This window comes from Nocardioides ginkgobilobae (assembly GCF_054781275.1).
The window spans coordinates 101,537-124,077 of record NZ_BAAGUS010000013.1; the positions used below are offsets into that span (position 1 = coordinate 101,537).

The window sequence follows — 22,541 nt, forward strand, 5'->3', positions numbered from 1 at the left end:
CGGCAGCGGAGCGTGGGGGGCTCAGCCCGACAGGTCGAGCACGAGGTCCGCGCGGACGGCGGCCGCCTCGACCAGCGCCGCGTTCGGGTCGTCGACCCGGGACACCCAGGCCTCGGCGGCGGCCGGGTCCTTGCCGAACTCCACGTGCCGCGCGAGCAGCCGCCGACGGCGTACGTCCTGCGGCAGGCGGAGGTGCCAGACGCCGTCGAGCAGCGCCCGCACGGCAGCCCAGCGGGGCTGGTCGAGCAGCAGGTAGCTGCCCTCGACCACGACCAGCTCGGCGTCACCCGGCACGGGCAGCGCGCCGGCCAGCGGCTGCTCGAGGTCCCGCTCGAACATCGGCGCCAGCACCAGCTCCTCGCGCCCGCGCACCCGGCGCAGCAGGGCGGCCAGCCCCTCGGCGTCGAAGCTGTCCGGGACCCCCTTGCGGTCCAGCAGCCCGCGACGCCGCAGCTCGACGTCGGCGCAGTGGAACCCGTCCATCGGCACCACCACCGCGCCCCACTCCGCGGCCAACCGGGTCGCGAACGTCGACTTCCCGGCTCCCGGCGCCCCGGTCACACCGAGCACCCGACCCGGGACGAGCGGGCGCAGGTCGTCGAGGGCGGGAGGACGCACCCCGCCAGGTTGCCAGAGCAGCGGCGATGCCGGCCGGCGACGCACCCTGCTCCTGCCGGTCGCCCGGCGGGCGCCTGCCGCCGGTGTCCGCGGACCACCGTGGCGGGTGGGCCCGGGAGTAAACGTGTTCGCCGCGGCGTTGGAACCGACCTACGCTGGAGGCATATGACGAACGCACGTGAGACCACCCCCGACTTCTCCCTCGCCGACGAGCTCGAGGAGACCGACGCCTGGGAGGACGACGCCGACCTCGAGGAGGACGGCTTCGAGTCGGGGTACGCCGACGACGAGCCGGACCCCGAGGAGGTCCCCACCGTCGGGGCCATGGAGCTCGCCGAGCGCCACCAGCTGCGCCGGGTGGCGAGCCTGCGCACCGAGCTCGAGGACATCACCGAGGTCGAGTACCGCCAGCTCCGCCTGGAGCGGGTCGTCCTCGTCGGGGTCTGGACCGAGGGCACCACCCAGGACGCCGAGAACTCCATGGCCGAGCTCGCGCTGCTGGCCGAGACGGCCGGCTCGGAGGTGCTCGAGGCGATCTACCAGCGGCGGCAGAGCCCCGACCCGGCGACGTACGTCGGTCGCGGGAAGGTCGAGGCGATCGGTGAGATCGTGCGCGCCACCGGCGCGGACACCGTGATCTGCGACGGCGAGCTGGCGCCCAGCCAGCTGCGCAACCTCGAGGACCGGCTCAAGGTCAAGGTCGTCGACCGGACCGCGCTGATCCTCGACATCTTCGCCCAGCACGCGAAGTCCAAGGAGGGCCAGGCGCAGGTCGAGCTGGCGCAGCTGCAGTACATGAAGCAGCGCCTGCGCGGCTGGGGTGGAAACCTCTCGCGCCAAGCCGGTGGCCGCGCCGCCGGCGGTGACGGCATCGGTGGCCGTGGCCCCGGTGAGACCAAGATCGAGACCGACCGCCGTCGGATCAACGACCGGATCGCCAAGCTGCGCCGCGAGCTGAAGCAGATGAAGGTCACCCGCGACGCCAAGCGCTCCCAGCGCCAGGCCGGCCAGGTGCCGAGTGTCGCGATCGCCGGCTACACCAACGCCGGCAAGTCCTCGCTGCTGAACCGGTTGACCAGCGCCGGGGTGCTCGTCGAGGACGCGCTGTTCGCGACCCTCGACCCGACCACCCGCAGGACGACGACCGCCGACGGCCGGGTCTACACGATGAGCGACACCGTCGGGTTCGTCCGGCACCTGCCGCACCAGCTGGTCGAGGCGTTCCGCTCGACGCTGGAGGAGGTCGCCGACGCCGACCTGCTGCTGCACGTCGTCGACGGCTCCCACCCGGACCCCGAGGGGCAGATCGCCGCGGTGCGCGAGGTGCTCGCCGACATCGACGCCCTCGACGTGCCCGAGCTCATCGTCATCAACAAGGCCGACGCGGCCGACCCGATGGTCATCGCCCGCCTCCAGGCGCGCGAGCCGCACTCGGTGGTCGTCTCCGCCAAGACCGGCCAGGGCATCGCCGAGGCGCTGGCCCGGGTCGAGGCCGAGCTGCCGCGGCCGGCCGTCGAGTTCGAGGTGCTGCTGCCCTACAGCCGCGGCGACCTGGTCGACCGGATCCACCGGGCCGGGGAGATCGAGTCGCTCGAGCACACCGCCGACGGCACGCTGGTGAAGGGCCGGGCGTCGGAGTCGCTCGCGGGTGACCTCGCGGCGTACGCCGTCGCGGCCAGCTCCTGAGGCTGCTGCAGGCCCTGTAGGCCCTGTAGGCCCTGTAGGCCCGCTGGCGACCCTGGGTCGCAGGCCGGCGGTCACGTGCCGGTGACGATGTCGTCACCGTCCGCCCCGTTCCCCTGCGCGCAGGGCCGGCAGGCCCCAGGATGGGCGCATGGTCCACCGGGGGACCGCCCCGGCTGGTCGGGCGGTGAGCGCCGCGCCCCCGCGCGCCGTCGCCGGGGTCTCTCCCGCGAGCACCGCCGGCGACGAGCAGGGGTCGAGACCGCGACGCCGCGCCCTGGCGCTGCTCTGCGCCGTGGTCCTCGTCGGCCTCGTCGGCGTGGTGACCGTCGAGCGCGCCACCGGCACCAAGCCGGCCCGCTGCGACCAGTACGCCGCGGACTCGCTGGCCCGCGCCGAGGCCGTGACCGGCTCCGGGGCGGACGTGCTGGTGGTCGGCGACTCCTGGACCGCCGGCCTCGGCCTCGACGACCCCGCCCGCTCGTGGCCCTCGCGGCTCCCCGGCCGGGTGCACGTCGCCGGCTTCTCCGGGTCCGGCTTCGGCTCCGGCGCGTCCGGGTGCGGGCCGAGGGTCTCGTTCGGCGCCCGGGCCGCTGCCGCGGTGCGCAGCGTCCCGCCCGGCACCCCGGTCGTGGTCGCAGGCGGACTCAACGACTGGGACAGCACCGACGCGGAGATCACCGCCGGCCTCGACCGCGTCCTGGCCGCCACCGCCGAGCACCCCGTGACCGTCGTCGGCCCCGCGGCCGCGCCCGCCCGGGCGGTGTACGTCGCCAGGGTGGAGGGGCTGCTGGAGCGGCTCTGTGCGGAGCGGGACGTGCGGTTCCTCGCGGTCAGCGACCTGCGGCTGGACTACCTGCCGGACCTGCTGCACCTGACCCCGGCCGGGCACGCGACGTTCGGCGATGCGGTGGCAGCGCGGCTGTCCACAGGCAGCTGACGCCGAGGCCGGGAGCGTCCCCGGCCGCGGCTAGGGTGCTCGTCGTGACGGAGCCGAGGACCAGCGTGGGTGAGCTGCTGGCCACGGCCGTCCAGGCGCTGGGTGGCGCCACCCGCGAGGGCCAGGTGCAGATGGCCGCGGAGGTCGGGCGGGCCCTCGCCGAGGAGCAGCACCTGCTCGTGCAGGCCGGCACCGGCACCGGCAAGTCGCTGGCCTACCTCGTGCCCTCGCTGCTGCACGACAAGCGGGTCGTGGTCGCCACGGCCACGCTCGCGCTGCAGCACCAGCTCGTGGAGCGTGACGTGCCGCGACTCATGGAGGCCGTCAAGGGCAGCCCGGGGGTCGACACGTCGTACGCCGTGCTGAAGGGACGCTCCAACTACGCCTGCCTCCACCGCATCCGCGAGGGCGTCCCCGACGACCAGGGCGCGCTCGTGCAGATGCCCGAGGGGTCGATGGGCCAGAAGGTCCTCGAGCTGCGGGCGTGGGCGGAGGAGGAGGCCGAGCAGGGTGGCTCCGGCGAGCGCGACAACGCCCCGCGGCACACCGACCGCGAGTGGCGCCAGGTCTCCGTGGGCCATCGCGACTGCCTCTCCGCCGCGCGCTGCCCCTTCGGTCAGGAGTGCTTCGCCGAGCTGGCCCGGGAGAAGGCGCACCGCTCCCACCTGGTCATCACCAACCACTCGCTGCTGGCCATCGACGCCATCGAGGGCGTGCCGATGATCCCGGAGTACGACGCCGTCGTGATCGACGAGGCGCACGAGCTGGTCGCCCGGGTGACCCAGGCTGCGACCGACGAGCTGACCGCGCCCGACGTCGAGCGCGCCGCGCGCCGGGCCCGCAAGCACGTGCAGGCCGAGGGCGCCTCGAACCCCGCCGACGACCTGGCCGACGCCGGGGAGACCCTGCGCGACGCGCTCTCCGGCACGGCACCGGGACGGATCGACGTCCTCACCGAGGAGCTCGGCGACGCGCTGCAGCTGGTGCGCGACGCGGCCCGCGCCTGCCTCTCCGGCTTCCCCCGGGAGAAGCCGGGCGAGGGCGACGCCGACCCCGGTCGCCAGCAGGCCAAGGGCTCGGTGCAGGACGTCTTCGCCGTCGCCGAGCGGATGGCCGCCGACCTGGAGTCCGACGTGCTGTGGCTCTCGGAGGGCACCGAGCGGATGGCGCCGCGGCTCTGCGTCGCGCCGTTGCAGGTGTGGGGGCAGATGCGCTCCAAGCTGCTCTCGGACAAGACCGTGGTCATGACCTCGGCGACCCTCATGCTCGGCGGCGACTTCGGGTCGGTCGCGGCCTCGGTGGGGCTCAAGCCCTCGGAGCGGGTCACGTCCGAGGACGCGCCGGTCGAGCCGCGCACCGACGACGGGGTGCTGCCGTGGCGCGGCGTGGACGTCGGCTCGCCGTTCGACTACGGGCGCCAAGGCATCCTCTACGTCGCCAAGCACCTGCCGTCCCCGGGCCGCGACGGCCTGGGCCAGGCCCAGCTCGACGAGATCGCCGAGCTGGTCGACGCCGCCGACGGCCGCACGCTGGGGCTGTTCTCGTCGCGCCGAGCCGCCGAGGCCGCCGCCGAGGCCGTCCGCGCGCGGCTGCCGCACCTGACCACGCTGGCCCAGGGCGACGCCCAACTGCCGGAGCTGGCCAAGCAGTTCGTCGAGGACCACCACACGGTCCTGTTCGGCACGCTCTCGCTGTGGCAGGGCCTCGACGTCCCCGGCGACACCTGCCAGCTCGTGCTCATCGACCGCATCCCGTTCCCGCGGCCCGACGACCCGCTGATGTCCGCGCGGCAGCGGGCCGCCGACAAGGCCGGCGGCAACGGCTTCATGCAGGTCGCCGCCACCCACGCGGCCCTGCTCATGGCCCAGGGCGCCGGGCGGCTGATCCGCACCACCTCCGACCGTGGCGTCGTGGCCGTGCTCGACCCGCGGCTGGCCACCGCCCGCTACGGCTCGTTCCTCAAGGCCAGCCTGCCGCCCATGTGGACCACCACCGACCCCGCCGTCGTGCGGCAGGCGCTCACCCGGCTCGCCGCCTCCGCCGGCTGATCGGCCTGCTCAGAGACGCGACTTCCCGTCGTACCTCCGCCTGCCGACCGGGAGCCCGAAGAAGTCCGCGATCGTGGGTGCGACGTCGACGGTGCGGGCGTGCTTGGGCGAGACCTTGCCGGGCTCGACGACCGGGTGCCCGCCACCGATGAAGAACGGGATGGCCCGGGTGGCGGGGTGTCCGTGGTTGCCGGGGATCGGGTTGTTCGTGACCGGGTCGGGGTCGGAGAAGCGCCACCCGGCCTGGCAGAAGACCACGACGTCGCCGGACTCCGGCCCCAGCCGCAGCCACGGGGTACGTCGGTCCCAGGCCTTGAGGACGCCGGGGGTGGCCTCGGCGATCTCCTGGATGCGCCGCACGGCCCGGTCGAGACGGTTGCCCGGCCCGGTCCAGTAGACGAGGTCGGCGCCGCCGTTGTCGGCGATGACGACGTTGCCGGCCAGCAGGGGGTCGGCGTCCATCGCGGACTGCAGTGACACGACGTTGGTCGGGATCGACCAGTCCATCGAGTGGTCGGCCAGGACGATGACGATCGACCTCTCCCACCGACCGCTGGACCTCAGCGAGTCGATGAACTGGCCGACGAGGGTGTCGGTCTGCAGCAGCGCGGCCCGGCGCATGACCTGGAGCGTGGTGCCGGTGAGGTCGGTGTGTCCCCAGCGGTCGATGTCGCCGAGGTTCACGAACACCAGGTTCGGGTCGAGCTCGTCGACCATCGAGGTGAGCGCGTTGTAGGTGAGCAGGTCCGGGGCGTGCTCGGAGATGGGGATGTAGAGCTCGGGCTCCCATCGGTGGGTAGCCCGCTCGCCGAAGATGCCGACGAGGTACTCCTTGCTGAGCACCGTGCCGGTGGTCAGGCCGCGGCGGTTGAGCCGCTCGATGACGGTCGGCACCTTGATGTCGCTCGGCTGGTCCATCTCGCGGATCTCGCCGAGCTCGCGGTCGAAGAAGGAGTTGGCCGGCACGCCGGAGCGGTCGGGGCGCACGCCGGTCATCATCATCACGTGGTTGGGGATGGTCTCCATCACCGGCATCGAGGTCGCGCGGGGCCACCACATGCCCTCCTCGCGCAGCGCGAGCAGGTTGGGTGTGAGCCCGCTGTCGATCTCGTCGGGGCGGCAGCCGTCGACGACGAGCACGTAGCAGCGCAGGTCCGCGGCGTCCCCGGCCGACCTCCGGCCCGCGGCGGCGGCCGGAGCGGTGCCGGCGGCCAGCGCCGAGGAGAAGGCCAACCCGGACGCGGCGGTCAGGACCGTACGTCGGGAGGCGCGCAGCTCCGCGAGCCGGCGCTCGCGGGTCGCCGGACCGTGCTGGACGTCACCGCAGCCGCACATCAGGCCTCCAGGGGGGCGTCGACGGGGGTGACCCGGCCGGTGCCGGCGCGGGTCTCGTAGCTCACCGACCAGGTGATCGGGGTGTCGGCGACCGCCCGGTCGCCGATGACGTACCAGTCCATCTGGGCGCGCTCGGCGGTGATGTCCAGCACGGAGAACCCGTGGGAGTCGAAGTCGAGGTACTTGATGTGCCGGTTGTTGGCCAGGATCGTGGTCTCCACCAGCGGCGAGGCCTGCGGGGCCCCGGTGATGTCCTTGAGGTTGTTGGAGGTCACCGAGGCGCAGACGAACTCCACCCCGTAGGAGTCGCCGACCACCGGCACCGTGGAGGTGTCCAGCGGCAGCTCGCACGCCCACCCCGAGTGGATGTCACCGGTCACGAACAGCACGTCCTTGACCTGCTTGTCGCGGATGTGGCCCAGCACCTCGCGCCGGTCGGCGGTGTAGCCGTCCCACTGGTCGACGTTGTAGGGCAGCCCGTCCTTCGGGAGCAGACCGGTCACGTCGCTGATCGGGTCGAGCAGCTGGTTGGGCAGGTCGGCGAAGGTGACCGGCGCGATCATCACCGGGTTGCCGATGACCTTCCACTGCGCGGTGCGGTTGCCGCGGCTCAGGGCGTCCTTGAGCCACTCCATCTGCCGCGTACCGGTGATGGTGCGCTCGGGGTCGCTCACCTCGGCCTCGAGGGCAGGCACGGGGGTCGGGAGGGCGGTCGCGACCTGCTCGTCGCGGTAGGTGCGCAGGTCGAGCATCGAGATCTCGGCCAGGTCGCCGAAGCGCAGGCGCCGGTAGAGCCGGGCGCCGTCGTCGAGCCGCGCGGTGCCGTCCATCCGGACCGGCATCCACTCGTCGTACGCGCGGTGGGCGCGGGCGCGCCGCACCTTGTAGTCGCCCTCTCCTCCTTCGGAGGCAGGGCCCGGCTGGTGGTTCTCCGCGCCGGCCTTCCACTGGTCGTTGGTGACCTCGTGGTCGTCCCAGGTCACGATCCAGGAGTAGCGGGCGTGCAGCGCCTGCAGGTCGGGGTCGCTCTTGTAGTTGGCGTGCCGGCGGCGGTAGTCCTCGAGGCTGACCATCTCGGTGGGCGGGTCGTGGGGACGCACGACGACGTTGTCCGGGCCCAGCCCGTAGTCGCCGGTGGGGTACTCGTAGAGGTAGTCGCCCAGGTGCAGCACCGCGTGCAGGTCGTCGCGCTCGGCGAGACCGCGGTAGGCGCTGAAGAAGCCGGCCTCGAGGTTGGCGCAGGAGACCACGCCGAGACGCAGGTTGTCGGGGGTGGCCCGCTCGCCCGGAGCGGTGCGCAGCCGACCGATGGGGCTGCGCTGGCCCAGCGCGCTGAACCGGTAGAAGTACTCGGTCTCCGGCCGCAGGCCCTTCGCGTCCAGCTTGACCGTGTGGTCGCGGGCGGCGCTGGTGCGGAAGCGTCCGCTGCTCACGACCTTCCGGAACCGTGCGTCGCGGGCGACCTCCCACCGCACGGTGACCGGCCCGCCCCTGCCCGAGCCCGGCGTCGCCTCGGGAGTGGGCGTGACGCGGGTCCAGAGCAGGACGGCCTCGGGGAGCGGGTCGCCGGAGGCGACGCCGTGCTGGAAGACCCGGTGCTCACGCTTCCCCAGCGTGAACGTGTCGCCGGCCCGGTCCGCGGTGCCGTCGGCCGCGCGGGCCGGGCTGCTCGCGAGCGCGGCACCCGCAGCGGTCACCGCGGTGGCGGCGACGGCTCCGGTGGCCAAGACCGTACGTCGGGGGAGGGCCTGACCCTGTCGTGCCGGCTCGCTCGACGCGTGCTCGGGTTGCCCGGGGGAGTGCTGGATCGAGATCACGCCTCATCCAACGACACCCGGCTGGCTACGTCATGGGTTCCGTGATGTGAGCACCGTCCGTTCACCCCTCGGACACGCGCCGGCGAGCGGGCGTCGAGACCCTCAGACCTTGCGCAGCACCGCCGTGACGATGCCGAGGATCGTGGCGTGCGTGCCGTCGATCGGGTCGAAGGCGTCGTTGTGGGGGAGCAGCCAGACCTGGCCGTTCTTGCGCGAGAGCGTCTTGACCGTGGCCTCGCCGTCGATCATGGCCGCCACCATCTGGCCGCTGTCGGCGGTCTGCGCCTGGCGGATCACGACGTAGTCCCCGTCGCAGATCGCGGCGTCGATCATCGACTCGCCTCGCACCTCCAGCAGGAAGAGCTGGCCGTCGCCGACGAGCTGCTTGGGCAGCGGGAAGACGTCCTCGACCTGCTCCTCGGCGAGGATCGGCGCGCCCGCGGCGATCCGGCCCAGGACCGGGACGTAGGAGGCGGCGGGCAGCGAGTCGCCGACCCCGGTCTCGTCGATGCCGGTGTCGTCGGCCGAGGAGATCGATCGGCGGGCGGCCATCGACTCGGGCAGGAACACCTCAAGCGCGCGGGGGCGGCTGCCGTCGCGCTTGATGAACCCCTTCTCCTCGAGCACCTTGAGCTGGTGGGCCACCGAGGAGGTGCTGGTGAGGCCGACGGCCTGGCCGATCTCGCGCATGCTGGGCGGGTAGCCCCGCAGCGCGACGGCGTCGCGGATGGTCTCCAGCACCTTGGTCTGCCGGGCGGTCAGACCGCTGGCGTCGGGCGGCCCGTCGGGCAGCGTGGTGACCGCGCCCGGGGTGCCGGGCGTGCCCGGGGTGTCGGTGCTGCCGGTGGCCGGGTCGTCGTGGCTGGTGGCCATGGGTCCTCCAGGGGGTGGCGCGGGTGCGGGCGCAGGTGGGTCCGAGGGGTCGGACCCAGTGGGGTCACGCTAGGCCCCGGGACCGACAACGATCAAACATGTGTTCGAACCGGCGTGTCGCGCCGGTCGCCGGAGGGGCGTGCGACCGGGGGCTGGGACGAGCGGCGTCGCGCGCGCCGACGTACGGGAGACTGCGGGGGTGAACGAGCGCAGCGCCGTCGTGACCGGAGGGGCCCGCGGGATCGGGCGGGGCATCGCCGAGCGCCTGGTGCGCGAGGGGTGGTCGGTGGTGGTGACCGATGTCGACGGCGCGGGAGCCGCGACCACCGCGGACGAGATCGGTGCGGTCGCGGGGCTCGCGCACGACGTCCGGGACCCCGCTGCCCACCGGCACGCGGCCGAGGTGGCCGCCGGTCACGGCCGGCTCGCGGCGTGGTTCAACAACGCGGGCGTCGGTGACGACGGCCGGCTCTCGGAGCTGTCCGAGGAGCAGGTGCGCCGGGTGGTCGAGGTCAACGTCCTCGGGGTGCTCTGGGGGATGCGCGCGGCTCTCGACGGCTTCGGCCCCGCCGGGGGCGACATCGTCAACATTGCCTCGCTGTCCGGACTGGGCCCCGTGCCGGGCTACAGCGTGTACGCCGCCACGAAGGCGGCCGCGGTCTCGGCCAGCATGTCCGTGGCTGCCGAGACGCCGCGCTCGGTGCGCGTGCACGCGGTCTGCCCCGACGGCGTGCGGACCGCGATGCTCGACGCCCAGGACCCCGAGGGTCTGGGTGCCGCCCTGGTCCACTCCGGCGGACGCATCCTCACGGTCGAGGAGATCGCCGAGGTCGCCGTGGGGATGGTCGGGTCCGACCGGGTCGTGCGCACGGTGCCCGTGTGGCGTGGTGCGCTCATGCGCTCCGTCTCCCTCGCGCCGGGCCTCGCGGCCCGCGGCACGGCGCTCTTCGCCGCGCAGGGGCGCCGGTCGTTGCGCACGCGCTGACCCGGGTGGGGCGGGCTCGCCCGCAGGGATGAGGTCGAACATCTGTTCGCCCAACCCCTTGATCTCGTTCGAACACCTGATCTAGTCTCGTACACGTGTTCGATCGAACTGGTGGTCGAGCCGCAGCTCCGGAGTCGTCGCCGGTCCTCCCTGACCGGCGCCACACCGGGACTGTCGGTGGCCGTCAGTAGACATCGGTGCGCAGCCCACTCCGCCTTCCCCAGGAGATCCCGATGAGCACCATGGTCCTTCCCGCAGCAGCAGCCCCGACCCGCACCTCCCGCCCCGCGACGTACGCCGACGGCCGTCGCGGTGAGCTGCGGCTGACCCGTCGCGGCCGGCTCGTGGTCTTCCTGGTCGGTCTGCTGGTGGCGGTGGCCGTCGCGGTGGCGTTCGCCGGTGTCTCGGTAGCGACCGCGGAGAAGGGCGAGCCGGTCCCGACCGACGTCATCGTCGTGGGCAGCGGCGTGACCCTGTGGGACATCGCCGCGGCCCGCACCGACGACGGCGACGTGCGCGCCATGATCAGCACGATCCAGGAGCTCAACAACCTCGACGGCGGGATGCTCGTCGCCGGCCAGCGACTGCTGGTGCCCGCGGCCGACTGAGCCCGCGGGACCGCGGGCGCAGCACCACCGCTGGTCGAGGTGCGAGCGCAGCGAGCCACGAGACCCACAGCACGACACAGACTTCGCCGGTCGCCTCGACCCCGGCCGGCGAAACCACGGGGAAGACGAGGGGCGGGCCCACCCGGGCCCGCCCCTCGGTGGTCTCCGCCAGGCCGCATGCCAGGGTCCCGTGCCCGGTGCTCGTCGCTAGCGCGCGGCGCGCTTGCCGCCCTTCGGCTTCGGCGCTCGATCGGGGTCGACCGGCTCGCCCAGTGCCTGCGGCGACAGGACGCCGAGCATCCGCAGCAGCCGCACACCCAGCATCAGCCCGGCGAAGAGGCAGGCCACCGCACCGAGCGAGGCCAGCGCCAGGAACGCCCAGGCGACCTGCTCACCGGCCCGGGCAGCGGCACCGAAGTCGATGGCGGCCCAGACGAGGTAGCCCCAGGCGACCACCAGGGCTGTGATGCCGCCGGTCAGGAGCAGCAGCCGTGGAGAGTGTCGAGAGCGCCGGCGCGGGCCGCGCCGCGACCCGGCCCGCTTCCCCGCACTGCTCCCCGCACTCCCGGCCACCGTGCCATTGTTCCCGACCGGCGCCGCCCGGCCGGGTCGAACCGCCGGGGTGCCGCGGTGCCCTGTGGTCGACGTCCGCCACACCCACCCCTGCACCGTCACGGATCCTCACGCGGGTGTCTCTTGGCCGGTCGGCACGGGACCTCGGTCCCTGACCGGGTGGGGGGGGCGCTCGCTACATTCGGGGTCATGCCGGACCAGGGGCAGGTCGATCCGGCGGCGCAGGGCCAGGGCGCGCCGTCGGGCGCACTCGCGCGCCTGGAGTCGGCGCTCCTCGAGGCGAGCGGCGCCGGCGACGTCGACGAGATCGCCCACGCGGTCCTGGCGGACCTCGCCCTGCTGCCCGGGGTGTGCCGGGTCGGGCTGGCGCTCACCGAGGGCGGGGGACGCCGGTTGCGCTTCACCTCCGGGCCGGACGCGGGTGACCCGGTGCCGCACCAGCCCGAGTGGTGCCACATCGACGCCTACGACGACGTGCCGCTCACCGACGTGGTGCGCACCGGACAGGCCATCCATGCCGAGCTCTCCACGCTCGAGGAGCGGTGGCCCTGGCTGGTCGAGCAGGAGCGCGAGCGCGGTGGGTCCGTGCTCGCGGTGGTCCCGCTGCCCGGCACCGGGTCGCCGATCGGTGGGCTGCTGGTCGTCCTGGAGACGACCCCCGACCGTGGCTCGGCGGGTCCGGACCTCCTCGAGGCGGCGGCCCGGCGTACGGCCGATGCCATCGCCGACGCGCGCTCGCGTCGTTCGCGGGACCTGGCCGAGGAGCTCGCCGAGACGGAGGCGGCCGCGGAGCCGGGTGCCCGCACCGCGAGCCTGCGGCTGCCGCCCGAGCCGACCGCGCCCCGCCGGGCACGGGCCTTCCTCAGCGAGGAGCTGCAGACCTGGGGCGTCGGCGAGGAGATCGTCGAGACCGCGCAGCTGTGCCTCTCGGAGGTCGTGACCAACGCCGTCAACCACGCGCACACCGTCGCCGACGTGCGGCTCTCGCTGCTCGAGGGGGTGCTGACCGTCCTGGTGCGCGACCGGGGCGGTCAGGGCGAGGTGGTCGAGCCGACGCGCGAGGAGGACCCGCTCGCGGTCTACGGCCGCGGCCTCATGCTGGTCGAGGCGCTCACCGACCGCTGGGGCTCCGAGCGCGACGCGGGTGGCACGACGGTGTGGTTCGCCCTCGATCTCGACCGCCGCGCCGACGACCTCGCCGAGGAGTGGGACCAGGAGCGGGGCGAGCAGCCGGACGACCCGGCGTAGCGGCGGACTGTCCCCGCTCGCCGCCCCTCACGCCCGCGAGCGGTGGAGGAGCCAGAGGAAGTACGGCGCACCGATGGCCGCCACCACCAGCCCGGCAGGCACCTGGGCCGGGGCGATGACGCTGCGTCCGAGCGTGTCGGCGAGCGAGAGCAGCAGGGCGCCGAGCAGCGTGGCGACCGGCAGGACCCGCAGGTGCCGGCCGGAGACGAGGGCGCGGGCGGCGTGCGGCGCGACCAGTCCGACGAAGGCGACGACACCGACGGCGGCGACCGCCGCGGCGGTGAGGAGGGCTGCGGCGAGGAGGGCGACCAGGCGCAGCCGCTCGAGGTCGATGCCGGCCAGGCGCGGTGTCTCGTCGTCGAGCGCGACCAGGTCCAGCTCGCGGTGCGCCATCCATGCCAGGGGCAGCGAGACCGCCAGCAGCACCAGGACGGGCAGCACCTGGGCCCACTCGCGGTCGTAGGTCGAGCCGCTGAGCCAGGTGAAGATGCGCGGGGTGTTCCACGGGTCGGAGCGCAGGAGCAGGAAGGCCGTCAGCGCCTGGGCGCCGGCGGCGACGCCGATGCCGACCAGCACCAGGCGGTCGGAGTCCAGGCCGCCGCGCCAGGTGAGCGCGTAGACCAGGGCGAAGGCGACGAGCGCGCCGACGGTGGAGCCGACGGCGATCGACAGGCTCGAGACGGCCACGGTCGCGCCCGCGGAGGTGACGACCACGACCGCACCGAGACCGGCGCCGCCGGTGATGCCGAGGATCCCGGGTTCGGCCAGCGGGTTGCGGCAGACCGCCTGCACGACGGTCCCGGCCAGCGCGAGGGCGGCCCCGCCGCCGAGCGCGGCGACCACGCGCGGCGCGCGCTCGTCCATCGCGAACTCCACCACCGGCACCGCGACACCGCGCGCCCAGTTGAGCAGGTCGCCGGTGAGCAGCCAGGTGTAGCCGGCCATGAGTCCCAGCAGCGCCGCGCCGAGGGTCGCGGCGACCAGGACGGTGCAGACCACGGCGTACCGCAGCCGGGAGTGGTGGCGGCCCGGACGGGCCGACGCCGGCCGGCGGGTGGGCCCGGCGTCGCGGGCTCGGCGGGCGAGCAGCACCAGCACGACCGCCCCGAGCAGCGTCGTGGTGACCCCGGTGGGGACGGCCAGGGCGGTCTCGGGGGAGAGCAGGGCCCGCAGGGTCGCGTCGGCGAGCAGCACGAGCAGCGCCCCGACCAGACCCGAGAGCGGCACGAGCACGAGGTGCCGGGAGATCGAGGGCAGGCGCCGCGAGAGCAGCCGCACGGCCGCCGGAGCGCACAGCCCGATGAAGGCCAGCGGGCCGGCGAGGTGGACCGCGGCCGCGCAGAGCGCCACCGCGAGCACGAACCCGGTGACCCGGGTGCTGCGCACCGGCACTCCCAGGACGCGAGCGGTGTCGTCGCCGAGCGCCAGCAGGTCCATGCGCCGCGCGAGCAGCAGCGCTGCCACCAGGCAGGCCGCGACGACGGGGCCCATCCGGGTCACCCCGCCGAGGTTGAGCTGGGTCAGGGTGCCGTTGCCCCAGGCGAAGAGGCCGGTGGTCTCCTGGGCGAAGAGCAGCAGCAGGGCGCCGACCGCGGAGCCCAGCGCCAGGGCGACCGCCGAGCCTGCCAGCACCAACCGGGTCGTGGAGGCCGCTCCGCCGCCGGCCAGCAGCAGGACCAACCCGGCCGCCGCCAGGCCACCGGCGAAGGTGACCATCCCGTCGCCGACGTAGGGCAGCTGGATGCCGAGGGCCGCGACGAGGGTCGCGGCGAAGTACGCGCCCGCGTTGACGGCGAGCGTGTCGGGGGAGGCGAGCGCGTTGCGTGCCAGCGAGGCGAACATCGCGCCCGCCGCGCCCAGCGCGACCCCGACGACGATGCCCGCGAGGGCCCGCGGCAGCCGGGAGGAGACGAGGACGTCGTACGCCGAGGACGCGCTGGCGCCGGAGGGCTCGCGCCCCAGCAGGGCCCCCAGCAGGTCGCCGGCGCCGAGGCCGGAGGTGCCTTGCGTGAGGTGCCAGCCGGTGACGACGACCAGGGCGGCGGTGGTGAGCAGCAGGGCCGCGACCGCGCCGAGGACCCCGCCGCCGCCAGGGAGGGCGGCGGCGGGGTCCTCGGTGCGCCGGTCGGCGACCGGTGCGGTGCGGTCCAGCAGGCTCACGGTCGGCTCAGCCCGTCACGGCCGCGACGAAGGCGTCGACGACCTGCTCGCCGGAGCGGGGGCCGCCGAAGGTCCACACGCCCTCGGGGAAGGCGCGCAGCCGGTCCTCCTCGACGAAGTCGGCGATGGTCCACACCCGGTTCTCGGCCAGCTGCGGCAGCCAGGTCTCGGACTGGGTGGCGGTGTGCAGGACCAGCGCGTCGTCGACCTCGGCCAGGCCCTCGACGTCGGTCGAGCCCAGGCCGTACGCCGCGTCGACCTCGCCCTCCCAGACGTTGGTGAGCCCGAGCGCCTCCCCGATCTCGCCGATCCACGAGCCCTGGCCGAAGGGCCGGACCGCGACGGTGGAGCCCTGGGCGTAGGCGTCGAAGAAGGCGAACTCGGTCGTCTCGGGGTCGGCTGCCTCGATGGCCGCGCGACCCTCCTCGAGCGCGGCCTCGAAGTCGGCCATCGCCGCGTCCGCCTCGTCCTCGCGGCCGGTGGCCTGGGCGATCAGGTCGAGGGTCTTCTCCATCTGGCCGATCGGGTCCTCGGTGTCGGCGCCCAGGGTGGCGAGCACCGGCACGTCGTACTCCTCCAGCTGCTCGACCACGGCGTCGTCGGGGCCGTAGACCTCGGTGATGACCAGGTCGGGGTCGGTGGCGTAGATCGCGTCGAGGTTGGGCTCGCCGCGCTTGCCGACGTCCTGGGTGTCGGGGTCCAGGGGCATCGAGGAGTTCCAGGTGGTGTAGCCCTCGACGTCGGCGACGCCGACCGGCTCCAGGCCGAGGGTGAGGACGTCCTCGACCATCTGCCACTCCAGCACGACGACCCGCTCGGCGGGGGCGTCGAGCTCGACGGTGCGCCCGGCGGCGTCGGTCAGGGTGATCGGGCCGGCGCTCCCGGAGGACTCGGATGTGTCGGAGCCGCTGGCCTCGGTCGTGGGCTGGCTGGTGCCGCAGGCGCTCAGCGCGAGCAGGGAGGTCGCGGCCAGGGCCGGGAGGAGCGTGCGCTTCATCGGGTGGGTGTCCTGTCTGGTGGTCGTGGTGCCTACGGGCACGGGTGGGGGAGGGCCCGGGCAGCACGTCGCTGCCGGTGCCTGCCGCGGGGCTCGCAGCGCACGACCCCGGTGTCGGGGTCGCGGAGGGTGCGGATGGGGAGGCCGTAGACCTCGGAGAGGAGGTCGCCGGTCAGCACGTCCTCGGGGGCGCCGGTGCCGCGCACCCGGCCGCGGTGGAGCAGCACCACGGTGTCGGCGACGGCAGCCGCCTGGTCGAGGTCGTGCAGGACCAGCCCGAGCGCGACGCCGTGGTCGTCGGCGAGGTCGCGGACCAGGTCCAGCACCTCGACCTGGTAGCGCAGGTCGAGGTGGTTGGTGGGCTCGTCGAGCAGCAGCACGCCGGTGTCCTGGGCCAGGCAGGTGGCCAGCCACACGCGCTGCAGCTCGCCGCCGGAGAGCTCGTCGACGCCGCGCTCGGCCATGCCCGCGACGCCGGTGAGGCTCATGGCGTGGTCGATAGCGGCGCGGTCGGCGGCGTCCAGGCCGCCGAAGCGGCGACGGTAGGGGTGGCGGCCGAAGGCGACCACGTCGCGCACGGTGAGGCCCGACGGCTCGGGCCGCGACTGGGAGAGCAGGGTCACCCGGCGCGCGAAGTCCTTGCCGGAGAGGCCGGCGGTGGGCGCGTCCTCGAGCAGCACCTCGCCGGCGGTGACCCGGTGCAGCCGGGCCAGGGCGCGCAGCAGCGTGGACTTGCCGCTGCCGTTGGGGCCGATCAGTGCGGTGACCTCGCCGCGGACCAGTGCCAGGTCGGCCCCCTCGACGACCGGGGCGTCGTGGCCGCGGTAGCCGAGGGTTAGGTCGCGGCCACGGAGGGCAGGCGCGACGACGTCGGGACCGTTCATATAGGTAAGGCTAGCCTTATTTAGGGACGCCTCACCTAATGGGTCCGGAAGGCGGGAACCTGTGCTGTCGACGGCGTACGTCGCGCGGCCGCCACCGAAGGGGCCGTCGCTGCGCCTAGGCTGTGGCGCCGGTCACACGGACCGTCCCGGGAGGAGACCGCGATGAACGACTCCGCGCTGATCAGCGTCGGCCTGCCGATCGCTCTGGCGATCATCATGTTCGGCCTCGGACTGTCCCTGGAGGTCGCCGACTTCCGCCGCGTCGCCCGCACTCCGCGCGCGGTGCTCGTCGCCCTGGGCATCCAGGTGCTCGTGCTGCCGGTCATCGCCTTCGGCCTGGTCGTGGCCTTCGACCTCGACCCGCTGCTGGCGGTCGGCGTGATGCTGCTGGCGGCCTCGCCGGGCGGCACGACGGCCAACCTGTTCAGCCACCTCTTCCGCGGCGACGTGGCGCTCAACATCACCCTTACCGCGATCAACTCGGTCCTCGCCGCGGTGACGATCCCCCTGGTCACCAACCTGGCGATCGGGTACTTCGACGCCGAGGGCGAGCTGGGTCTGCAGCTGGGCAAGGTGCTCCAGGTCATCGCCATCGTGCTGGTGCCCGTGGCGATCGGCATGCTCGTGCGTCGCGCCTCGACCACCTTCGCCGAGCGCGCCGACAAGCCGGTGCGCGTCTTCTCCATCGTGGTGCTCGTCGCGGTCGCGGTCGGCGCGCTGCTGGGCGAGCGGGAGAACCTCGCCGACTACCTGCGCGACGTCGGCCTGGTCACCGGCCTGCTGTGCGTGCTGAGCCTCGGCCTGGGGTACGCCGGCGCGCGGCTGGCGCGCCTGGACCGGCCGCAGGCCGTGGCCAGCTCGATGGAGGTCGGCATCCACAACACCACCGTCGCGCTGACCATCGCCCTGTCGGTGCTCGACAGCACCGAGGTCGCGATCCCGGCCGCGGTCTACTCGGTCCTGATGTACGTCCTGGCGACCGCCTTCGGGTTCCTCATCACCCGGGGCGCCGGCCGCGAGGTCAGCTCGTCGGCGGCGTGACGGTGTAGGACACCAGCGTCCCGCCCTCCCCGTCGTCGGTCGCGCCGAGGATGACCTCCCAGTCGCTGCTGACGTACTGCACGTACGAGAGTCCCTCCATCGCCATGGAGTTGTCGCCCTCGGAGTAGCCGGCTCCCTCGAGCGCGGCGGCGGCGTCGGCGAGTGCCTCGTCAGCAGACTTTGCGACGGCGACGGAGACGAACCAGCCGGTCGTGCCGTTGCCGTCGCTCGAGGCCCCCTGGAGGATCTCGCCCTCCAGGACCGGGATGTCCTCGGGGAAGCCCTGCGGCAGTGCTCCCATGCCCGAGGTGAAGGTGCCGTCGCTGGACTCGATGCTCACCGAGCCGTCCTCGGCGTCGACGTCCACGTCGACGCCCTCGGACGACGCGGCGTCCTCGATGGCCCGCTCGACGGCGGACTCGGCGGCCTGGTCGGCGACGTCGTCGGCGCCGCAGGCGGCGGCGCCGAGCAGGAGCAGGAGGGCGCCGGAGACGGCCAGGGCGGTGCGGGTGCGGGGGGTGCGGTGGGGGAGGGTGCGCATGGCGCGGAGTCTGCTCGCCCGACCGGGTGGGGGTCGATGAGCAGTTCCTGCTCACCCCCCCCGGAGGGGTCCTGCGGAGGGGGTGCGTTGACCTCCCGACACGCCCCGTCGGGGTGGTCTCGTCCAGCCCGGTAGGTCGCTGACCTGCGGCTTTGCGTCGGGTGTGACCTGGACGACGTCAAATGTCGCCGACCGCTTGCGTGCCTGGTGTCGGGGGCGTACGGTTCCCACTACATCTAGTAGTTACACGGATGTAGTTATCCACATCTAGTTCACAGAGCCGGGGTGGATGACCCACACCTCGCCCGTGGTTATGCACAGGTGAGGGCCCGATCTCCACAGCGACTGCACACCCCAGCAGGGGTGTCCCAGTCGTGCCCGCAGCACGCCCGCACCACCTCGGAACCCGGAAGGAGCCCCGCCGTGCACTGTCCCTACTGCCGGGCCACCGACACCCGGGTCCTGGACTCGCGGGTGGCCGAGGACGGCGGGTCGATCCGCCGGCGGCGTACCTGCTCGGCGTGCGAGCGGCGCTTCACCACCGTCGAGCTCATGCAGCTGACCGTGGTCAAGCGCTCCGGCGCCACGGAGCCGTTCGTCCGTGAGAAGGCCGTCTCCGGTGTGCGGAAGGCCTGCAAGGGCCGCCCGGTCACCGAGGACCAGCTGGCCTGCCTGGGCCAGGAGGTCGAGGACGCGCTGCGCACCGCAGGGGCCGCCGAGATCCCCGCCCACGAGGTGGGCCTGGCGATCCTCGGGCCGCTGCGCCAGCTCGACGAGGTGGCCTACCTCCGCTTCGCCAGCGTCTACCGCCAGTTCTCCTCGGCGGCCGACTTCGAGGCCGAGATCGCCATGCTGCGCGGCCCCGCCCCCCAGCCCACGGGCTGACACAGACCGCCCGGCAGGTAGTGGGGAAGCTGCCTGCCGGGCGCACCAACCCTTCCTCACCCCTGGTCCGCCGCCGAGAGCGACGACGGACCGAGCAGCACTGTCGGTGCCCACGGCCAGAGTGGGTACCCGATGACCAACCCCTCCACAGCCGGGAACAGAGGAGCAGCAATGACGGAGACGGTGAGCGGCGCAGGATCGAAGGCGCAGTCCGAGGCACAGCCGGGCAAGGGCCTGTCGATCGAGCGTGTCTTCAGCACCGAGGGCGTCCACCCCTACGACGAGCTGACCTGGGAGCGCCGCGACGTCGTCCAGACCAACTGGAAGACCGGTGAGACGGTCTTCGAGCAGAAGGGCGTGGAGTTCCCCTCCACCTGGTCGGTCAACGCCTCGACCATCGTCACCACCAAGTACTTCCGCGGCGCCGTCGGCACCGACGTGCGCGAGTGGAGCCTCAAGCAGCTCATCGACCGCGTGGTGAAGACCTACACCAAGGCCGGCATCGAGCACGGCTACTTCGCGTCCCCGGCCGACGCGGAGGTCTTCGAGCACGAGCTGACCTGGCTGCTGGTCAACCAGTACTTCTCCTTCAACTCCCCGGTCTGGTTCAACGTCGGCACGCCGTCGCCGCAGCAGGTCTCGGCCTGCTTCATCCTCTCGGTCGACGACTCGATGGACTCGATCCTCAACTGGTACAAGGAGGAGGGCTTCATCTTCAAGGGCGGCTCCGGCGCCGGCCTCAACCTCTCGCGCATCCGCTCCTCCAAGGAGCTCCTCTCCTCCGGTGGCACCGCCTCCGGCCCGGTCTCCTTCATGCGCGGCGCCGACGCCTCCGCCGGCACCATCAAGTCCGGTGGCGCCACCCGCCGCGCGGCGAAGATGGTCGTCCTCGACGTCGACCACCCCGACATCGAGGAGTTCGTGCAGACCAAGGCGCGCGAGGAGGACAAGATCCGCGTCCTGCGCGACGCCGGGTTCGACATGGACCTCGGCGGCAACGACATCACCTCGGTGCAGTACCAGAACGCCAACAACTCCGTGCGCGTCAGCGACGAGTTCATGCGCGCGGTCGAGAACGGCACCGAGTTCGGCCTGCGCGCCCGCAAGACCGGCGAGGTCATCGAGACCGTCGACGCCCGCGACCTGTGGCGCAAGATCGCCACCGCCGCGTGGGAGTGCGCCGACCCCGGCATCCAGTACGACGACACGATCAACGACTGGCACACCAACCCCGAGACCGGCCGCATCACCGCGTCCAACCCCTGCTCGGAGTACATGTCGCTGGACAACTCCTCGTGCAACCTCGCCTCGCTGAACCTGCTGAAGTTCCTCAAGGACGACGACACCTTCGACGCGGCGCTGTTCGCGAAGGCGGTGGAGTTCATCATCACCGCGATGGACATCTCCATCTGCTTCGCCGACTTCCCGACCGAGTCGATCGGCCAGACCACCGTCGACTACCGCCAGCTCGGCATCGGCTACGCCAACCTCGGCGCGCTGCTCATGGCCATGGGCCTGGGCTACGACTCCGAGGGCGGTCGCTCCATGGCCGCGACCATCACCTCGCTGATGACCGGTGTCTCCTACAAGCGCTCCGCCGAGGTCGCCTCCGTGGTCGGCCCCTACAACGGCTACGCCCGCAACGCCGAGGCCCACAAGCGGGTCATGCGCAAGCACCAGGCCGCCAACGACTCGGTGCGCACCCTGCACGTCAACGACGCCGCCACCCACAAGCTCGCCACCCAGGCGTGGGCCGACGTCATCGCGCTGGGGGAGAAGCACGGCTTCCGCAACGCCCAGGCCTCGGTGCTCGCGCCCACCGGCACCATCGGCTTCATGATGGACTGCGACACCACCGGCATCGAGCCCGACTTCTCCCTGGTGAAGTTCAAGAAGCTCGTCGGCGGCGGCTCGATGCAGATCGTCAACCAGACCATCCCGCGGGCGCTGAAGAAGCTGGGCTACCAGCCGGAGTCGATCGAGGCGATCGTCGACTACATCGCCGAGCACGGCCACGTCGTCGACGCCCCCGGCCTGCGCACCGAGCACTACGAGATCTTCGACACCGCCATGGGTGCCCGGGCCCTCAAGCCCATGGGCCACGTGCGGATGATGGCGGCCTGCCAGCCGTTCCTCTCCGGTGCCATCTCCAAGACCGTCAACCTCCCCGAGAGCGCCACCATCGAGGAGATCGAGGACGTCTACTTCCAGTCCTGGAAGCTCGGCCTCAAGGCGACGGCGATCTACCGCGACAACTGCAAGGTCGGCCAGCCGCTGTCCGACGGTGGCGGCAAGGCCAAGAAGGACGCGGCCGACGCCGCGGACGCGGCTGCGGCCGCCGAGGCCGAGGTCGTCGAGAAGGTCGTGGAGAAGGTCGTCTACGCCCCGACCCGCAAGCGCCTGCCGAAGTCGCGGGTCTCCCGCACCACCTCGTTCACGGTCGGCGGCGCCGAGGGCTACATGACCTCGGGTGCCCACGACGACGGTGAGCTCGGCGAGATCTTCCTCAAGCTCGGCAAGCAGGGCTCGACCCTGGCCGGCGTGATGGACGCCTTCTCGATCGCGGTGAGCATCGGTCTGCAGTACGGCGTGCCGCTGGAGACCTACGTCTCGAAGTTCACCAACCTTCGCTTCGAGCCCGCCGGCCTCACCGACGACGCCGACGTGCGGATGGCCCAGTCGCTGATGGACTACGTCTTCCGTCGCCTCGCGCTGGACTACCTGCCCTTCGAGTCCCGCCAGGCCCTGGGCATCTACTCGGCCGAGGAGCGCCAGCGCTACCTCGAGACCGGCTCCTACGAGCCCGCTGAGGAGACCGGCTCGGCCAGCGAGCTCCTCGCCGCCCCGACCGTCGACGTCGCCCCCGTGGTCGAGGAGGCTCCGGTCGACCTCAAGGACACCGACGGCTCCGCCCAGCGCGAGGTCCCGGCCACCGAGGCCAAGCAGGCCCACACCTCCGCTGAGCTGATGGAGAAGCTGACCGGCACCGCGGTCGACAGCCCGCTGTGCTTCACCTGCGGCACCAAGATGCGCCCGGCCGGCTCCTGCTACGTCTGCGAGGGCTGCGGCAGCACCTCCGGCTGCAGCTGACCTGAGTAGTCACCAGGACGGCCCCGACTCGATCCGAGTCGGGGCCGTCTTGCGTCGTGCCGGTGCCACTGCGTCGCGGCCGGCCGGGCTAGGTGTACTGACCACGGACGTTAGGTACGGCGTGCCTGCTGGACGATGACGAAGACCTCCGGGTGAGGTGTGAAGCGACCAAGCATCCACTCGCTCACGAAACTCCGGAGGTCTTCGTGTCTCAC

At 73.0% G+C, this 22,541-nt stretch carries 18 protein-coding genes; 9 read left to right on the forward strand and 9 right to left on the reverse strand.

The features are described from left to right. Window positions 1–21 precede the first annotated feature (21 nt). On the reverse strand, window positions 22–618 hold the full coding sequence (locus ACYVID_RS13215) for a nucleoside/nucleotide kinase family protein (protein ID WP_460737753.1): 597 nt from the start codon (window positions 616–618) through the stop codon (window positions 22–24). Between the two features lie 165 nt (window positions 619–783). Between ACYVID_RS13215 and hflX the strand changes: the two genes are divergently transcribed. From hflX to ACYVID_RS13230, 3 genes are all read left to right on the forward strand, one after another. After that, entirely contained in the window at window positions 784–2,304 is a 1,521-nt protein-coding gene (gene hflX, locus ACYVID_RS13220) for a GTPase HflX (RefSeq protein WP_460737755.1), read from the forward strand. A gap of 148 nt (window positions 2,305–2,452) precedes the next feature. After that, the gene (locus tag ACYVID_RS13225) at window positions 2,453–3,241 is read left to right on the forward strand and encodes an SGNH/GDSL hydrolase family protein (protein WP_460737756.1); all 789 of its coding nucleotides are present in this window, start codon (window positions 2,453–2,455) and stop codon (window positions 3,239–3,241) included. 131 nt (window positions 3,242–3,372) lie between these two features. Continuing rightward, complete coding sequence (locus ACYVID_RS13230; RefSeq protein WP_460737787.1) at window positions 3,373–5,289, forward strand: ATP-dependent DNA helicase; 1,917 nt, start codon at window positions 3,373–3,375, stop codon at window positions 5,287–5,289. A gap of 9 nt (window positions 5,290–5,298) precedes the next feature. Here ACYVID_RS13230 and ACYVID_RS13235 read toward each other — a convergent pair whose 3' ends face one another. The 3 genes from ACYVID_RS13235 to lexA form a co-directional block, all read right to left on the reverse strand. Further along, a complete protein-coding gene (locus tag ACYVID_RS13235) occupies window positions 5,299–6,624 on the reverse strand; it encodes an alkaline phosphatase family protein (RefSeq protein ID WP_460737758.1) in 1,326 nt (441 codons plus the stop codon). Further along, window positions 6,624–8,351: an alkaline phosphatase D family protein gene (locus ACYVID_RS13240; RefSeq protein ID WP_460737760.1), complete on the reverse strand. Its 1,728-nt coding sequence runs from the start codon at window positions 8,349–8,351 to the stop codon at window positions 6,624–6,626. Before ACYVID_RS13240 ends, ACYVID_RS13235 begins: the two co-directional genes overlap by 1 nt. Window positions 8,352–8,543: 192 nt before the next feature. Continuing rightward, entirely contained in the window at window positions 8,544–9,314 is a 771-nt protein-coding gene (gene lexA, locus ACYVID_RS13245) for a transcriptional repressor LexA (protein ID WP_300639113.1), read from the reverse strand. A gap of 199 nt (window positions 9,315–9,513) precedes the next feature. Here lexA and ACYVID_RS13250 point away from each other — a divergent pair, with 199 nt between their 5' ends. Both ACYVID_RS13250 and ACYVID_RS13255 read left to right on the forward strand, forming a co-directional pair. Beyond that, window positions 9,514–10,299: an SDR family oxidoreductase gene (locus ACYVID_RS13250; RefSeq protein WP_460737763.1), complete on the forward strand. Its 786-nt coding sequence runs from the start codon at window positions 9,514–9,516 to the stop codon at window positions 10,297–10,299. A 233-nt stretch (window positions 10,300–10,532) separates the two neighbouring features. Then, a complete protein-coding gene (locus tag ACYVID_RS13255; RefSeq protein WP_460737765.1) occupies window positions 10,533–10,907 on the forward strand; it encodes a LysM peptidoglycan-binding domain-containing protein in 375 nt (124 codons plus the stop codon). Between the two features lie 207 nt (window positions 10,908–11,114). On the opposite strand, the gene ACYVID_RS13260 is transcribed toward ACYVID_RS13255, so the two are convergent. Continuing rightward, window positions 11,115–11,480, reverse strand: a complete 366-nt coding sequence (locus ACYVID_RS13260) for a hypothetical protein (RefSeq protein WP_460737767.1) — start codon at window positions 11,478–11,480, stop codon at window positions 11,115–11,117. Between the two features lie 189 nt (window positions 11,481–11,669). Between ACYVID_RS13260 and ACYVID_RS13265 the strand changes: the two genes are divergently transcribed. Then, complete coding sequence (locus ACYVID_RS13265) at window positions 11,670–12,728, forward strand: ATP-binding protein (RefSeq protein WP_460737769.1); 1,059 nt, start codon at window positions 11,670–11,672, stop codon at window positions 12,726–12,728. Window positions 12,729–12,755: 27 nt separating this feature from the next. On the opposite strand, the gene ACYVID_RS13270 is transcribed toward ACYVID_RS13265, so the two are convergent. Genes ACYVID_RS13270 through ACYVID_RS13280 form a run of 3 tightly spaced genes read right to left on the reverse strand, consistent with a single transcriptional unit; the run spans window position 12,756 to window position 16,769 of the window. Then, window positions 12,756–14,888 carry an iron ABC transporter permease gene (locus ACYVID_RS13270; protein WP_460737771.1) on the reverse strand — a complete coding sequence of 711 codons (2,133 nt, stop codon included), beginning with the start codon at window positions 14,886–14,888 and terminating at the stop codon, window positions 12,756–12,758. Between the two features lie 7 nt (window positions 14,889–14,895). Continuing rightward, a complete protein-coding gene (locus tag ACYVID_RS13275; protein ID WP_460737773.1) occupies window positions 14,896–15,885 on the reverse strand; it encodes an ABC transporter substrate-binding protein in 990 nt (329 codons plus the stop codon). A 32-nt stretch (window positions 15,886–15,917) separates the two neighbouring features. Continuing rightward, window positions 15,918–16,769: an ABC transporter ATP-binding protein gene (locus ACYVID_RS13280; RefSeq protein WP_460737775.1), complete on the reverse strand. Its 852-nt coding sequence runs from the start codon at window positions 16,767–16,769 to the stop codon at window positions 15,918–15,920. 162 nt (window positions 16,770–16,931) lie between these two features. On the opposite strand from ACYVID_RS13280, the gene ACYVID_RS13285 reads away from it, so the two are divergent. Continuing rightward, window positions 16,932–17,810 (forward strand): bile acid:sodium symporter family protein, encoded by an 879-nt coding sequence (locus ACYVID_RS13285; protein WP_460737777.1) that lies wholly within the window; start codon window positions 16,932–16,934, stop codon window positions 17,808–17,810. On the opposite strand, the gene ACYVID_RS13290 is transcribed toward ACYVID_RS13285, so the two are convergent. Further along, window positions 17,791–18,351 (reverse strand): hypothetical protein, encoded by a 561-nt coding sequence (locus ACYVID_RS13290; protein WP_460737779.1) that lies wholly within the window; start codon window positions 18,349–18,351, stop codon window positions 17,791–17,793. The genes ACYVID_RS13285 and ACYVID_RS13290 overlap by 20 nt on opposite strands. A 423-nt stretch (window positions 18,352–18,774) precedes the next feature. Here ACYVID_RS13290 and nrdR point away from each other — a divergent pair, with 423 nt between their 5' ends. Then, on the forward strand, window positions 18,775–19,236 hold the full coding sequence (gene nrdR / locus ACYVID_RS13295; protein ID WP_460737781.1) for a transcriptional regulator NrdR: 462 nt from the start codon (window positions 18,775–18,777) through the stop codon (window positions 19,234–19,236). 171 nt (window positions 19,237–19,407) lie between these two features. After that, window positions 19,408–22,326 carry a vitamin B12-dependent ribonucleotide reductase gene (locus ACYVID_RS13300; RefSeq protein ID WP_460737783.1) on the forward strand — a complete coding sequence of 973 codons (2,919 nt, stop codon included), beginning with the start codon at window positions 19,408–19,410 and terminating at the stop codon, window positions 22,324–22,326. Window positions 22,327–22,541 lie beyond the last annotated feature (215 nt).